We start from the raw sequence: 14,303 nt of genomic DNA, 5'->3' as shown, positions 1-14,303 counted from the left end.
CAGGGCGGCGGACTGATCTGGTCTTTCTTCCATGGTAGGACGTTTGACGGTCCGGTATGTTCGTGCGCAGGGAAATTTTTGCGAGAGGAACCACGGGATGCGATGGGGATGGCGGGTTGCATGGGGGTGTCTGACGGTACTGCTGGCGGGCTGTGCCACGTCCGCTTCGGCCCCGAAAGCGGGCACTGCGCCGGACGGCTGGGAGCCGGCGCCTACCGCCTTCGAGGCGCAGGTGGTGCCTTCGCAGGCGCCCACGGTGATGCCCGGTGCCGCGGTGATGGCGTGGCTGGCGGTCAGCCCCTGGCATTCTGGACTGGCGGTTGACTACGCCGGGCTGGAGATCGACCAGCCGCGTCCGGAGCGCGCCGAGGTCCGCCTGACCGGGTTACGCGACGATGCCGTCAGTGCCTACGAATTCCGCCTGGAGCTGGACGAGGTCGAGGCGGGCTGGGTGGTGCAGTCAGTGGAGCGCCGTGCCATCTGCCGCCGTGGCCTAGGCGACAGCGGCCTTTGCCGGTAAGGCTTCGTGGAGGATTCGCCCTTGACCTGGCCCTTCTCCATGCGCTCCGGAGGCTTTGTGGTGAATCCAGGGCAGCCTCTGCTTCAGCGGCGGCGGGCCAGGGTCAGGCCGTCGCCGATGGGGACCAGCGAGAGGTCGATGCGTTCGTCGTGATGCAGGGCGTCATTGAAGGCGCGGATCGCGCGGGTGTCGTCGCGCTGGTCGTCCGGGTCGGCGACGGTTCCGTGCCACAGGGTGTTGTCGGTCAGGATGAGGCCGCCGGGGCGTACCAGGCGCAGGCAGTGTTCGAAATAGTCGGGATAGCCGGTCTTGTCGGCATCGATGAAGGCCAGATCGAAGCGACCGGTCTCGCCGGCGGCCTCCAGCGCCTGCAGCGTGTTGCGCGCCTCGCCCAGCTCGAGCCGGATGCGTCCGGCGACCCCGGCGCGCTCCCAGTAGCGCCGGGCCGTGGCGGTCCAGTCCGCGCTGTTGTCCAGGGTGACGACCTCGCCGTCCTCCGGCAGGACGAGGGCGATGGCCAGCGCGCTGTAGCCGGTGAAGGTGCCGATCTCCAGATAGCGCTGTGCGCCCATGAGCTTCGCCAGCAGCGCCATGAACTGTCCCTGCTCCGGGGCGATCTGCATGTTCGCCTCGGGCAGGCTGGCCGTTTCGGCGCGCAGCTGCGCCAGCACGTCGGGCTCGCGCAGCGAGTGCTCCAGGAGGTAGTGGTACAGCGGTTCATCGAGTCCGATGGAACGATTGGACATTCACGCGCTCCGCGGGTGTGGGTGAGGGATCAGGCGGTCCAGCCACCGGCGCAGGACCGGTGTGGCCAGGACGATCAGGATGGCCAGGGCGCTCCACTCGAGCCAGGCGGGCAGCAACTCGCCGGCGGCGCCCATCTGGGTTGTGATGTCGACCCCGGTACGGGCCAGTCCGGCGTCCAGGGCGAGCCCCAGCGCGATGGTGGTGGCCGCGATTCCGGCCAGGTAGAGCACTAGCGCCGGGGTGCCGAGTTCGCGGCGGAATACGCCCAGCGTCGCCAGGCTGGTGATCGGCGCGGCCAGCAGGAACACCAGCACCGTGCCGGGCGAGACCCCGGCCGCGATCAGGCCCACGGCGATGGGCGTGGCGGCGGTCGCGCACAGGTACATCGGGATGCCGATGACGGCCATCACCAGCATCGCCGCCAGGCCCGAGCCCCAGGCGGCCAGGGTGGCCGGCGGGACCAGGGCGAGCAGGGTGCCGGCGACCAGCAGGCCGATCACCAGCCACAGGCGGATATCGTCGAGGACGTCGTGGAAGGCGTAGTGCAGTCCGCTGCGGAGCCGTGCGGAGAGGCGTTCCGGGGCTTCGGGCGTGGCGCAGCCCGTGTCGGTCCCGCAACATCCGCCGCAGGTGTCGGGTTCGGCCCTGGTTGCCTCCGGGGGGGCCGTCGCGGCGCGCGTGCGCCCCACCAGTAACCCCGTGGTGATGGCCGTGACGATGGCGCCAAGGGCGCGGGCCACGGCCATTACCGGGCCCAGCAGGGCGTAGCTGATGGCAAGCGAGTCCACGCCGACACCCGGCGTTCCGATCAGGAAGGCGGTGGTGGGCCCGCGACCGGCGCCGCCGCGATGCAGGGACAGGGCGGTGGGGATGGCCCCGCAGGAACAAAGCGGCAACGGTGCACCGACGACGGCGGCACGCGCCGTGGCCGCCAGGCCGGCGCCGCCGAGCCAGCGCTGCAGGGCGGCCTCCGGGATCAGGGCCTTGACCGCGCCGGCGGCCAGCAGGCCCAGCAGCAGCCAGGGCGCCGCGGTGAGCGCGACGCCCAGTGTTTCGTTGAGGATGTCGGCGATCATGCCTCGATCTTCCGTTGCGCACGGGGCGCCTGCAAGAAGCCCGCCCGCCGGGTGGCGGATCAGCGGGGACGTTGCGTGTCAGCCGCGCTGGCGCGAGATGCGCAGGACATCGGACAGCCGCCGCAGGCCGCGCATGATCTGGGCCAGGTGCTGGCGGTCACGTACGGTCAGCAGGAAGGTCATCGCGGTGGAGTGGCCGTCCTGCTCGTTGAACGAGATGTGCTCGATGTTGGAGCCGTGATCCGCGATGACCGCGGCCATGTCGGCCAGCGCCCCGCGGCGGTTGGCGGTGCGGGTGCGTACGGCGGCGGTGAATTGCAGCTGGGGCTCATGCGACCACTCCAGCGCGATGGTGCGGTCGGACCGGTCGCGGCTCTCGTGCAGGACGTTGCGGCAGTTCTCGCGGTGGACCACCAGGCCGCGCCCGGCGCTCAACTGGCCAATGATCGGGTCGCCCGGGATCGGGTGGCAGCAACGGGCGTAATTCAGCACCAGCCCTTCGGTGCCGTTGACCGCGAGCGTGGTCGTAGTGGCGGGCTCTGTGGCGGTCGGGTCGGGGCTTTCCTTGCCGACCATCTGGCGGGCCACCAGCGAGGCCATGCGATTACCCAGGCCGATATCGATCAGCAGCGCGTCCAGGTCTTCCAGCTGCATCGCGTCCAGCATCTGGTCCAGGCGGGCCGGCGAGATGCGGGGCAGGCTGGTATCCATGGATTCCAGCGCCTTTTCCAGCATGCGCTCGCCGAGGGTGCGGGCCTCCTCGGACTGCATGGACTTGAGGCAGTGGCGGATGCCGGTGCGCGCCTTGCCGGTGACCACGAAGGACAGCCAGGCCGGGTTGGGGCGGGCGCCGGGCGAGGTGACGATCTCCACCGTCTGGCCGCTTTGCAGGCGTACCGACAGCGGGGCGAGCTGGCGATCGATCTTGGCGGCCACGCAGCGGTTGCCGACGTCCGAGTGCACGGCGTAGGCGAAGTCGATCGGGGTGGCGTCGCGCGGGAGCACGAGGATGTCGCCCTCGGGGGTGAAGGTGTAGACCTCGTCGGGGAACAGGTCGACCTTGACGTTCTCCAGGAACTCGATGGAGTTGCCGACGCTGTTCTGGATCTCGAGGACATCCTTCAGCCATTCGCGTGCCCGGCTCTGGGCCGTGCGGCTGGATTCGCTGCCGGCCTTGTACTGCCAGTGTGCGGCGATCCCGCTCTCGGCCACGCGATCCATCTCGGTGGAGCGGACTTGCACCTCGATCGGGGCGCCCTGCGGACCGAACAGGATGGTGTGCAGCGACTGGTAGCCGTTGGACTTGGGGATCGCGATGTAGTCCTTGAAGCGTCCCGGAACCGGCTTGTAGAGGTTGTGCACCACGCCCAGCGAGCGGTAGCAGGTGTCCACGTCGTCGACGATGATGCGGATGGCGAAGACATCGAACACGTCTTCGAACGAGTGGTGCTTGTCGCGCATCTTGCGGTAGATGCTGTACAGGCTCTTCTCGCGCCCGGAGATGCGCCCGATGATCCCGGAAGCCTCCATGCGCGAGCAGATCGCCTGTTCGATGTTCTTCATTGGCTCGCGGCGGTTGCCGCCGGCCCGGTGTACTGCGCGTTCCAGTACCGCGGCGCGCCAGGGGTGCTTGGCCGAGAAACCGAGTTCCTCCAGCTCGCGGCGCATGGCATTCATGCCCAGGCGCTGCGCGATCGGGGCATAGATCTCGAGGGTTTCCTTGGCGATGCGGCGGCGCTTGTCCGGGCGCATCACACCGAGGGTGCGCATGTTGTGCAGGCGGTCGGCCAGCTTGATCAGAATCACCCGGATGTCGCGGGTGATCGCCAGCATCATCTTGCGGAAGTTTTCCGCCTGCGCCTCGGCCTTCGACTGGAACTGCAGGTGGGTCAGCTTGGACACGCCGTCCACCAGCTCTGCGACCTCCTCGCCGAACTCGGCGCGGATACGGTCCTTGCTGGTGGCGGTGTCCTCCATCACGTCATGCAGGATGGCGGCGCTGATCGCCTGGTGGTCCATCCGCATTTCGGCCATGGTGCGAGCCACGGCGAGCGGGTGATAGATGTAGGGCTCCCCGGTCTTGCGGGTCTGGCCCTCGTGCGACTCCGCGCCCAGGAGATAGGCGCGATAGACCTCCTCGACCTCTTCCGGCTCGAGGTAGGCCTCGAGTTCGGAACATAAATCGCTGATCAGGAATCGGGTCGAGTCGCCTGGTACCGAGGAGGGGGCCCCGGGCGAAGCTGGCTGCCCAGCGGCCATTCAGAAAATCTCCTAGCGCTCGTCGGCTTCCAGCTGTTCCAGATGACGGATGGTGCTGAAGTCCAGCATCTGGTTCTGGGGCCGTTCGTCGTGTTCGTCGAACACCTCGATACCGACCACGCCGGCGGCGATTTCGCGCAGGGCGATTACCGTGGGCTTGTCGTTGTCCTCGGGTACGCGGGCTTCCTTCCCGTGGGCAATGTGGCGGGCCCGGCGGGCAGCCATCAGCACCAGCTGGAAACGGTTTTCGACATTTTCGAGGCAGTCCTCGACGGTGACGCGTGCCATCGGATACTCCGGTCAGTAAATTCTTGAAACTTGCATGTTACGCCGACCCATGCGCGCCCGCCAACAGATTCCCGATCGTGGATGCGGATCGGATCTCCTGTTCCACGGTGCGCAGGCGGTTGGCGCGGAAGATACAGGCCAGATCGCGCACGGCCTGGTCGAAGTCGGCATTGACCACGGTGTAGTCGTACTCGCGGAAATGCGTGCAGTCGGATTCGGCATCCCGCAGACGGCGCTGGATCACGTCTTCCTCGTCCTGCCCGCGGCCGCGCAGGCGGCGTTCCAGCTCGTCGCGCGAGGGCGGCAGGATGAAGATGGAATGCGCATCCGGCACGGCGGCGCGCACCTGGCGCGCACCCTGCCAGTCGATCTCCAGGATCACGTCCACCCCGGCGTCCAGGCGTTCGTCGACACTGGCGAGCGCGGTGCCGTAGAAGTTGTCGAACACCTTGGCGTGTTCCAGCAGCTGGCCGTCCTCGATCATCCCGAGGAAGGTCTCGGCGCTGACGAAGTGGTAGTGCTGTCCGTCGACCTCGCTGGCGCGCGGCGTCCGTGTGGTATGCGAAACCGAGACCTCCACCGCCGTCACCGATTCAAGCAGGGCGGCGACCAGGCTGGTCTTGCCGGCACCCGAGGGCGCGGAAACGATATAGAGGGTGCCGCGAACGGCCGGGGTATTGGCGGTCATGGACGTGTCCGCAGGGCCTGAACGTGATCGGGATCTGGCCGCTTCCGGATGGGCCGCTTGAATCGGGCCACAGGCCGGAAGACCAGGGTCAAGAAGAAGGTTGGTCGGAGTGAAAGGATTCGAACCTTCGACCCCTGCCTCCCGAAGGCAGTGCTCTACCAAGCTGAGCTACACTCCGAACCGAGCCCGCTATTATGCCGAGCCTCCCGGGGCGTGTCCATGCCCCAGGCGCTGAAAATCCTATCGGTAACGGTCGACCCGCCATGCGGCGTGGGTCGCGCCGCGTCAGTGGTTGCGCCCGACGGCGAAACGGGCGAGATCGATCAGGGCCTGACGCTGGGGCGAATCGGGCAACGTGGAGATTGCCTCGATGGCGGCGTCGGTTTCGGCCTCGGCGCGAGAGCGGGTGTAGGCCAGGCCGTCGGTTCCGTGTACGGCCTGCAGCACGGCGTCGACCTGATCGCGGCCGCCTTCTTCGATCGCCCGGCGCACGACGGCCTGCTGCTCGGGGGAGCCCACGCGCAGCGCATGGATCAGCGGCAGCGTGGGCTTGCCCTCGGCGAGGTCGTCGCCCATGCGCTTGCCGGTCACCTCGTCATCGGAGGAGTAGTCCAGGACGTCGTCGATCAGCTGGAAGGCGGTGCCCAGGTGCATGCCGTAGCGGGCCAGCGCCTGCTCGTCGTGTTCCGGGCGTTCGCCCAGAATGGCGCCCAGCTGGCAGGCGGCCTCGAACAGCTTGGCGGTCTTCGACTGGATCACGTGCATGTAGCGCTGTTCGTCAACGTCGGCGTCGTGGCAGTTCATCAGCTGCATCACCTCGCCCTCGGCGATCACGTTGGTCGCGTGGGAGAGGATCTCCATGACCCGCATGGAGCCGACCTCGACCATCATCTCGAACGCGCGCGAGTAGAGGAAGTCACCGACCAGGACGGCGGCCTCGTTGCCGAAGATGTGGTTGGCGGTCTCGTTGCCGCGGCGCAGCTCCGAGGCATCCACGACGTCGTCGTGCAGCAGGGTCGCGGTATGGATGAACTCCACCACCGCCGCCAGTGTCACCGGGTCCTGGCCCTGCACATGGCAGGCCCGCGCTGACAGGGTGGCCAGCAGCGGCCGCAGGCGCTTGCCGCCCGAATGGATGATGTAGTGTCCGAGTTGGTTGATCAGCACCACCGGCGAGCTGAGGCGCTCACGGATGCACTGGTCGACGGCCTGCATGTCGTCGGCCGCCAGTTCTCGGATTGCTTCAATGGGCATGGGGGTAGGCAAGCAGGCTCATGTGAGGTGGTCGTGAGGGGCGAAGGCATGCTAGGGAAACGCTGCCTAATGTACAAGTTCGGGCGCGCGCCGGAGCGGTTTGCGGGCCGGATGGGCCAAGGGCCGTTGCCGCGCGCCCGGGATCGAAAAAACGGGGTGTCCAGCGTGTACCCGTCCATGAGCGTTCCCGCGGCCTGGCCGCTTCCCGGCATTGACCCGAGCGAGAAGCGCTGCTAGCATTTCCGCCCTTTCGCGAGACCAGCTCCCAGTCAGCTGGTCCACACAAGGTATCGCAACGGAGTCCCAGGGAAATGTACGCGATCATCGCAACAGGTGGTAAACAGTACCGCGTCGCCGAAGGCGACGTGATTCGCATCGAGAAGCTCGAGGCCGAGGCCGGTTCCGAGGTCGAGTTCGACCAGGTGCTGATGGTCGGTGCGGGTGACGATGTCCGCGTCGGGGCCCCGCTGGTGGACGGTGGCAAGGTCACCGCCAAGGTCGAAGACCATGGCCGCGCCAAGAAGATCCACATCATGAAATTCCGGCGGCGCAAGCACTCCCAGAAGCAGATGGGACACCGCCAGCATTACACCACCGTGCGCATCACCGGCATCGCCGGTTGATCGCCGCAGGCATTCAGGAGAGCTGAACCATGGCACATAAAAAGGCAGGCGGCAGTACCCGCAACGGGCGCGATTCCGAGAGCAAACGCCTGGGCGTGAAGCGCTTTGGCGGTCAGGTCGTGCGCGCCGGCAACATCCTCGTTCGTCAGCGCGGGACGCAGTATCATCCCGGCGAGGGCGTGGGTTGTGGCAAGGACCATACGCTGTTCGCCAAGGTTGACGGCCAGGTCGTCTTCAAGGTGGGTGGCCCGCACAACCGTCGTTTCGTGAGCATCCAGCCGCAGCAGTAAGCCGGCCGGACAGCGAAGCGTTCGCGAAAAGCCCCGTTCGACGGGGCTTTTTTTGTTCTGTACTTCGGGAAGCAAGCAATGAAGTTCATCGACGAGGCCACCATTACCGTAAAGGCCGGCGACGGCGGGAATGGCTGTGTCAGCTTCCGCCGCGAGAAATACATCCCCTTTGGCGGGCCCGACGGGGGTGACGGCGGAGATGGCGGCTCCGTATGGCTGGTGGGCGACGAAGGCCTTAACACCCTGGCCGATTTTCGCTACCAGCGCCGGTTTGATGCCGAGCGTGGCGAGAACGGCAAGGGGCGCAATCGTACGGGGTCTTCCGGCGAGGATCTGGAGATCGCAGTGCCGATCGGCACTCAGGTGCGCGATGCCGAGACCGACGAGATCCTGGGTGATGTGACCCACGAGGGGCAGCGTCTGCTGGTCGCTCAGGGTGGCTTCCACGGCCTCGGCAATACCCGGTACAAGTCCTCCACCAACCAGGCGCCCCGTCAGAGCAAGCCGGGCACCCCGGGCGACCTGCGCAAGCTGTCGCTGGAGCTGATGGTGCTGGCCGACGTCGGTTTGCTGGGCCTGCCGAATGCCGGCAAGTCCACGCTGCTGGCGCGGGCCTCGGCCGCGCGCCCGAAGATCGCCGACTACCCGTTCACCACCCTGATCCCGCAACTGGGCGTGGTGCGCATCGGGGTCAACCAGAGCTTCGTGATCGCCGACATCCCCGGGCTGATCGAGGGCGCGGCCGAGGGCGCGGGTCTGGGTACGCGTTTCCTCAAGCATCTGGCCCGCACCCGCTTGCTGCTGCACGTGGTGGACGTGTCCCCGCCGGACCCGGAGGCCGATCCGCTGGTGGACCTGCGCACCGCGATCACCGAACTGGAGCACCACAGCGACAAGCTGGCGGCCCTCCCGCGCTGGATTGTGCTGAACAAGAAGGAACTGCTGGATGCCGACGAACTCGCGGCCCTGGTCGAGCGCGTGCGTGCGGACCAGGGCGAGGCGCATCCGGTGTTTACCATCTCCGCGGTGACCGGCGAGGGCGTGGACGCCCTGCTGCAGGCGGTGATGCGCCATGTCGAGGAGGCCGCGCAGGCGGCGGCCGAGGCCGATCGGCGGGGTGCGATGGGGACGCCGGAGGACAAGCCGGAGGACCCCGCGTGACAGCGTCTGCCACACGGGCGCTCCCCGCCATTCGCCGGGTCGTCGTCAAGATTGGCAGCGCGCTGATCACCGCCGATGGTGCCGGGCTCGACCGCCCGGCGCTGGAGTCCTGGGCGCACCAGATCGCGGCGCTGCGCCGGCGCGGGCTGGAGGTGATCCTGGTCTCCAGCGGGGCGGTGGCCGAGGGCATGCGTCGGCTGGGCATGACCGAGCGCCCGCACCAGTTGCACCACGTGCAGGCCGCCGCCGCGGTCGGACAGATGGGCCTGGTTCAGGCCTACGAGCGCGAATTCGCCAGCCACGATCTGCATGCGGCGCAGGTCCTGCTGACCCACGACGACCTCGCCGACCGCTCGCGCTACCTGAATGCCCGCAGCACCATGCTGGCCCTGCTCGAGATGGGGACGATCCCGGTGGTCAACGAGAACGACACCGTGGCCTACGAGGAGATCCGGCTCGGCGACAACGACACCCTGGCCGCGCTGGTGGCTAACCTGGTGGTGGCCGACCTGCTGCTGATCCTGACCGACCAGGATGGCCTGTTCGACCGCGATCCGCGCAAGCATGCGGATGCCCGCTTGATCCAGGAGGGCCGGGCCTCGGATGCCGAGCTTCACCGCTATGTGGCAGCCGATTTCGGTCGCCTGGGCCGGGGTGGCATGGCAACCAAGCTGCTGGCTGCCGAACGCGCGGCCCGTTCCGGCACGCATACCGTGATTGCCTCCGGACGCGAGGCGCAGGTGATGGGGCGGGTGCTGAAGGGCGAAGCACTGGGCACCTGGCTAAAGCCGGACCGCGAACCGCTGGCGGCGCGCAAGCGCTGGCTGGCGGACCAGCTGCACTCGCGCGGTCAGCTGCAGCTGGACGCCGGGGCCGCACGCGTGCTGCGCGAATCGGGGAGCAGCCTGCTACCGGTAGGTGTGGTCAGCGTCGAGGGGGATTTTCGCCGCGGCGAGGTCGTGACCTGCGTGGATCCGGACGGGACCGCCGTGGCACGGGGGCTTACGAACTACGCGGCCAGCGAGATTCAGCGTATCCGCGGCCAGCGTGCCGATCGCATCGAGGCCGAGCTCGGCTACCTGCTCGAGCCGGAGCTGATCCATCGGGACAATCTCGTCCTGCTTTCCTGACCGCCACCGGATGCTGCTGTCCTGCGTGGGTCTGTGGAACCACAGCTGTGGGAGCGTGCTTGCACGCGAAGCCCCTGCCCGCGTCAGACTCTGGCAGGGGCTTCGCGTGCAAGCACGCTCCTACGGGATTTGGGGTGTGCTGACCAGGTATCCGGGTTCCCGGCGGTGGGGGCGGGCACGTTGGTGGGGGTGTGCGTGACGGAGGCCATCCCGGCTCTCCGCCGCGTTGCGGCCGGGATGGCCTTGCAGGTGCTGACCCCAGGCTACCCACTTCCTTCTTACCCCTTCGCGCGCTTCCCGTCTTCCTGTTACACGCGATTGTCTGTGTGCCGTCGGTGGTTAAAGGCCGGGAGACCGCGGCTCAGTTGTCGCCGTGTGTGGCGGTGACTTCCAGGTCCAGGCGCCCGCGCGCCAGACGTGCATGCACGCGTTCGCCGCTGGCGGTCTGATCCGCGGCGCGCAGGACTTCGCCCTCTGTGGTCTGCAGGATCGCGTAGCCGCGTTCCAGCACCGCCTCCGGGCCCAGTGAACGCAGCTGGCGCGCAGTGGCGTCCAGCTGCCGCTGGCGGGCGACGAGGGCCTGGTGGGTGGCCGTTTGCAGTTGGCGTTGCAGGCGGGCGAGGGCCTCGCGCCGCTGCAGGATGTCGTGGTCCGGGCGTACCCGTACCAGGCGCTGGCGCAGGTGATCCAGGCGCATGCGGGCGGATGCCAGGCGGGTGCCGGGCGAGGCGCCGGCCAGACGCAACCGGGCGTGTTGCAACCGCACCCGGGCGCGTTCCTCGAGGCGCGACCAGGCGCGCTGCAGGCGTTCGCGCTGGTCGTCCAGGCGTTGGGCATCGCGTTCCAGCATTTGCCGCGGGTGGCGGCGTTCCAGGCGCGTATGCAGGGCGGTCAGGGTCTGCTGGTGGCGCGCCACGCGCTGGCCTAGTAGCCCGCTCAGGCGTTCGCGGGCCCGCGCTAGCTGGTGGCGCAGGGTCGCGGCATCCGGGCTGACAGCCTCCGCCGCGGCGGTGGGCGTGGAGGCGCGCAGGTCGGCGACGAAATCGGCGATGGTGGTGTCGGTCTCGTGCCCCACGCCGCTGACCACCGGGATCGGGCAGGCGGCGATGGCGCGCGCGACGCTCTCCTCGTTAAAGGCCTGTAGATCTTCCAGGGAGCCGCCGCCGCGGGCGAGGATGAGTACGTCGACCCGGCCCTCGGCCGCAGCCTGTTCCAGGGCCGCGACAATCTGGCCGGCGGCCTGGGCACCCTGCACCGCGGTGGGGTAAAGCGTGACCGGTAGCAACAGCGGGAAGCGCCGCGCCAGGGTGCGCTCGATGTCGTGGCGCACATCGCCCTGGGTGGAGGTGATCACGCCCAGGCGGTGGGTCCAGGCGGGCAGTGGCTGCTTGCGCTCGGCGTCGAACAGCCCCTCGGCGGCGAGCTTTTCCTTCAGGCGCTGGAAGGCGGCCAGCAGGCGGCCCTCGCCGGCCGGTTGCAGGGCCTCGACGATCAGCTGGAACTGCCCGCGGGCGCCGTAGATCCCGGCACGCCCCTGGATCTGTACGGCGTCGCCGTCGGCAAAGCGGGCGGCCTGGCGGGAGCGCCCGCGGAACAGCACGCAGCTCACCGAGGCGTTCTCGTCCTTCAGCGAAAAGTACTGGTGCCCGGATGCGTATTGACGCAGGTTCGATACCTCGCCCTCCACGCGCACGAGGCCAAGCCCGTCACGCAGCAGGCCGTCGGCACACTGGTTGAGCTCGGTTACGGAAAAGACGGGGGCGTCGCTCATGAGGGGCTCGATGGTTACAGACGGGTGAAGACGCGCTGGAAGACATCGGTGCCGCGCCCGACGGGGTCGACCCGCAGGCGGGCCTCTTCTTCCGCGAGGGCGTGGAACAGGCCGTCCATGGTGTGGTCCAGCACATGCTCGGCCAGGTCCAGGCGGACGTTTGCCAGAAACGGGATGTCGCGCATCCGCGACTCCAGCTCGCGGTGGGTCGTCATGGCCTCCACGGCGTCCAGGCTGTGCTCGATCGCGGGACGCATGGCCTCAGTCAGGCGCGGTCGCATCTGTGTTTCCAGATGACGGGTGGCGGCGTCCTCGGGCCCCAGCAGGATGCCGCGGGCATCGTCGAGATCGAGCGCGAAGATCGCCCGGATGAAGGGTTCCCGGGCCTGCCATACCGCATCCTCGGCCGCGCGGTTCATGCGCTCCTCCAGGGTGTCCAGCGGCGCGGCCATGCCGAGCCGGCCCAGCGATCGCCGTGTGGTGGCGAGCACCTCGGGCAGGGGGATGCGCACGTCCGGGTTGCCGTAGAAGCCGTTGCGCCGGCTGAGGGTCTCGGAGGCGGCGTGGGTCGCGATGACCAGGGCCTCGTGCACCGCCTCGATCAGCTCGGCGGTCGACAACCCGGCGAATTCCGGTGGCCGGGTGATCAGCGAGCGGAACATGTCCTGACCGAAGCGCCACCAGTCGGCGCGAGCGCTGGACGCAGTGGCCAGGCCGAGGCCGGGGGCCAGCAACAGGGCCAGCGCGGTGCGTCGGGTGATGCGGGCCGTAGGCGCGCGCTCGGGCATGGGTCTCGCCTGGCAGGGGGCTCGGGATGGATTCGCATCCTATCAGGGTGCTGTCCGGGCGTCTGCGCACGGCCCTTGCATGTGTGTCTGTGCTTGTCCCGGAAGGGCCCGAATTCTATACTGAACGGCTATTTATCCGCCCCCGGGGTTTTCTCCCTTGCGTCCCGGCGGGCCTGGCCTGGAGTGGTGCATGCGGATACTCGGTGAAGCCCTTACCTTTGATGATGTACTGCTGATCCCGGGGCATTCGAATGTCGTTCCGCGTGATGTCGACCTGAGTACCCGGATTACCCGCGAGATCACGCTGTCCGCCCCGTTGGTGTCGGCCGCGATGGACACGGTCACCGAGGCCAATCTGGCGATCGCGATGGCCCAGGAGGGCGGGCTCGGGATCGTGCACAAGAACATGTCGGCGGAGGCCCAGGCCGCCGAGGTCCGGCAGGTCAAGAAATACGAAAGCGGTGTGATCAGCGAGCCGATCACCATCGGCCCGGATGCGAGCATCGGCGACGTGGTCGCGCTGACCGACGCCAATCACATCTCCGGCGTGCCGATCGTTTCCGGCAACGACCTGATGGGCATCGTGACCTCCCGCGATCTGCGCTTCGAGACCCGCATGAACGCCCCGGTCTCGGAGATCATGACCCCGCGCGAGCGCCTGGTTACCGTGCCCGAGGGGGCCGACCGCGAGCTGGTGCTGGAGCTGCTGCACAAGCACCGGATCGAAAAGGTGCTGGTCGTCAACGACGACTTCCAGCTGCGCGGGATGATCACGGTCAAGGACATCCAGAAGTCCACCGAGCACCCGCATGCCTCCAAGGACGAGCGGGGCCGTCTGCGCGTGGGTGCCGCGGTGGGTGTGGGTGAGGGCACCGATGAGCGCGTGGCCGCGCTGGTCGAGGCCGGGGTGGACGTGCTGGTGGTGGATACCGCGCACGGGCATTCCCAGGGCGTGCTGGATCGCGTCGCCTGGGTCAAGAAGCACTACCCGGACGTGCAGGTGATCGGTGGCAACATCGCCACCGCCGATGCGGCCAAGGCGCTGGTCGCGGCCGGGGCCGACGGCGTGAAGGTCGGAATCGGGCCGGGCTCGATCTGCACCACCCGCATCGTGGCCGGCGTGGGCGTGCCGCAGATCACGGCGATCTCCGATGTGTCCGAGGCGCTGAAGGGCACGGGTGTGCCGATGATCGCCGACGGGGGCGTGCGCTTTTCCGGGGACCTGGCCAAGGCGATCGCCGCGGGCGCCGATTGCGTGATGCTGGGCTCGATGTTCGCCGGGACCGAAGAGGCCCCGGGCGAGGTCGAGTTGTACCAGGGTCGTTCCTACAAGATCTATCGCGGTATGGGCTCTTTGGGCGCGATGCAGCAGGGCTCCTCGGATCGCTACTTCCAGGATCCGAACAGCTCGGCCGACAAGTTCGTGCCCGAGGGGATCGAGGGCCGGGTGCCGTACAAGGGCTCGATCGTCGCCATCATCTACCAGCTGATGGGCGGGCTGCGCTCGTCCATGGGCTATGTCGGCGCACACAACATCGAAGAGATGCGGACCAAGCCGCATTTCGTCCGCGTGACCGCCGCCGGCATGCGCGAGAGCCATGTGCACGACGTGGCGATCACCAAGGAAGCCCCGAACTACCGCATGGACTGACCCGGCCACGATGGCCGGGTATCCCTACCTGACATACTCCCGGCCCGCAGGCCGGGA

14 protein-coding genes and 1 tRNA gene are annotated in these 14,303 nt (G+C 68.1%); 6 read left to right on the top strand and 9 right to left on the bottom strand.

The genetic code is table 11. From position 1 onward, the window contains the following. The first annotated feature begins 97 nt into the window (after positions 1-97). Entirely contained in the window at positions 98-520 is a 423-nt protein-coding gene (locus F622_RS14315; protein WP_369772407.1) for a hypothetical protein, read from the top strand. 83 nt (positions 521-603) lie between these two features. Here F622_RS14315 and F622_RS0111735 read toward each other — a convergent pair whose 3' ends face one another. From F622_RS0111735 to ispB, 7 genes are all read right to left on the bottom strand, one after another. After that, positions 604-1,266, bottom strand: a complete 663-nt coding sequence (locus F622_RS0111735) for an O-methyltransferase (RefSeq protein ID WP_018167980.1) — start codon at positions 1,264-1,266, stop codon at positions 604-606. Next, on the bottom strand, positions 1,267-2,343 hold the full coding sequence (locus tag F622_RS0111730; protein ID WP_019572034.1) for an SO_0444 family Cu/Zn efflux transporter: 1,077 nt from the start codon (positions 2,341-2,343) through the stop codon (positions 1,267-1,269). Positions 2,344-2,421: 78 nt separating this feature from the next. Beyond that, entirely contained in the window at positions 2,422-4,602 is a 2,181-nt protein-coding gene (gene spoT / locus F622_RS0111725; protein WP_018167978.1) for a bifunctional GTP diphosphokinase/guanosine-3',5'-bis pyrophosphate 3'-pyrophosphohydrolase, read from the bottom strand. A gap of 12 nt (positions 4,603-4,614) precedes the next feature. After that, positions 4,615-4,890, bottom strand: coding sequence for a DNA-directed RNA polymerase subunit omega (gene rpoZ, locus F622_RS0111720; protein WP_018146305.1), 276 nt, complete (start codon positions 4,888-4,890; stop codon positions 4,615-4,617). A gap of 37 nt (positions 4,891-4,927) precedes the next feature. After that, on the bottom strand, positions 4,928-5,578 hold the full coding sequence (gene gmk / locus F622_RS0111715) for a guanylate kinase (RefSeq protein ID WP_018146304.1): 651 nt from the start codon (positions 5,576-5,578) through the stop codon (positions 4,928-4,930). A 101-nt stretch (positions 5,579-5,679) separates the two neighbouring features. Next, positions 5,680-5,756 (bottom strand) — tRNA-Pro (locus F622_RS0111710). Positions 5,757-5,863: 107 nt separating this feature from the next. After that, complete coding sequence (ispB, locus tag F622_RS0111705) at positions 5,864-6,832, bottom strand: octaprenyl diphosphate synthase (protein WP_018167977.1); 969 nt, start codon at positions 6,830-6,832, stop codon at positions 5,864-5,866. A 311-nt stretch (positions 6,833-7,143) separates the two neighbouring features. On the opposite strand from ispB, the gene rplU reads away from it, so the two are divergent. The 4 genes from rplU (at position 7,144) to proB (ending at position 10,036) form a co-directional block, all read left to right on the top strand. After that, entirely contained in the window at positions 7,144-7,455 is a 312-nt protein-coding gene (gene rplU / locus F622_RS0111700; RefSeq protein WP_018146302.1) for a 50S ribosomal protein L21, read from the top strand. Between the two features lie 29 nt (positions 7,456-7,484). Further along, positions 7,485-7,745: a 50S ribosomal protein L27 gene (gene rpmA / locus F622_RS0111695; protein ID WP_017941884.1), complete on the top strand. Its 261-nt coding sequence runs from the start codon at positions 7,485-7,487 to the stop codon at positions 7,743-7,745. A 78-nt stretch (positions 7,746-7,823) separates the two neighbouring features. Then, positions 7,824-8,906 (top strand): Obg family GTPase CgtA, encoded by a 1,083-nt coding sequence (gene cgtA, locus F622_RS0111690; RefSeq protein ID WP_018167975.1) that lies wholly within the window; start codon positions 7,824-7,826, stop codon positions 8,904-8,906. Continuing rightward, positions 8,903-10,036: a glutamate 5-kinase gene (gene proB / locus F622_RS0111685; RefSeq protein WP_018167974.1), complete on the top strand. Its 1,134-nt coding sequence runs from the start codon at positions 8,903-8,905 to the stop codon at positions 10,034-10,036. The genes cgtA and proB overlap by 4 nt, the downstream gene beginning before the upstream one ends. A 361-nt stretch (positions 10,037-10,397) precedes the next feature. On the opposite strand, the gene xseA is transcribed toward proB, so the two are convergent. Together xseA and F622_RS0111675 are read right to left on the bottom strand one after the other, a co-directional pair. Further along, complete coding sequence (xseA, locus tag F622_RS0111680) at positions 10,398-11,807, bottom strand: exodeoxyribonuclease VII large subunit (protein WP_018167973.1); 1,410 nt, start codon at positions 11,805-11,807, stop codon at positions 10,398-10,400. Positions 11,808-11,821: 14 nt separating this feature from the next. Then, the gene (locus F622_RS0111675; protein WP_018167972.1) at positions 11,822-12,595 is read right to left on the bottom strand and encodes a DUF4197 domain-containing protein; all 774 of its coding nucleotides are present in this window, start codon (positions 12,593-12,595) and stop codon (positions 11,822-11,824) included. A gap of 190 nt (positions 12,596-12,785) precedes the next feature. On the opposite strand from F622_RS0111675, the gene guaB reads away from it, so the two are divergent. After that, positions 12,786-14,246 carry an IMP dehydrogenase gene (guaB, locus tag F622_RS0111670; protein ID WP_018167971.1) on the top strand — a complete coding sequence of 487 codons (1,461 nt, stop codon included), beginning with the start codon at positions 12,786-12,788 and terminating at the stop codon, positions 14,244-14,246. Positions 14,247-14,303 lie beyond the last annotated feature (57 nt).

The organism is Thioalkalivibrio sp. ALMg3, from assembly GCF_000381225.1.
Classification (GTDB): Bacteria; Pseudomonadota; Gammaproteobacteria; order Ectothiorhodospirales; family Ectothiorhodospiraceae; genus Thioalkalivibrio; species Thioalkalivibrio versutus.
Note: the sequence above shows the minus strand (reverse complement) of the source record. Positions and strands in the feature narration are given on the sequence as shown.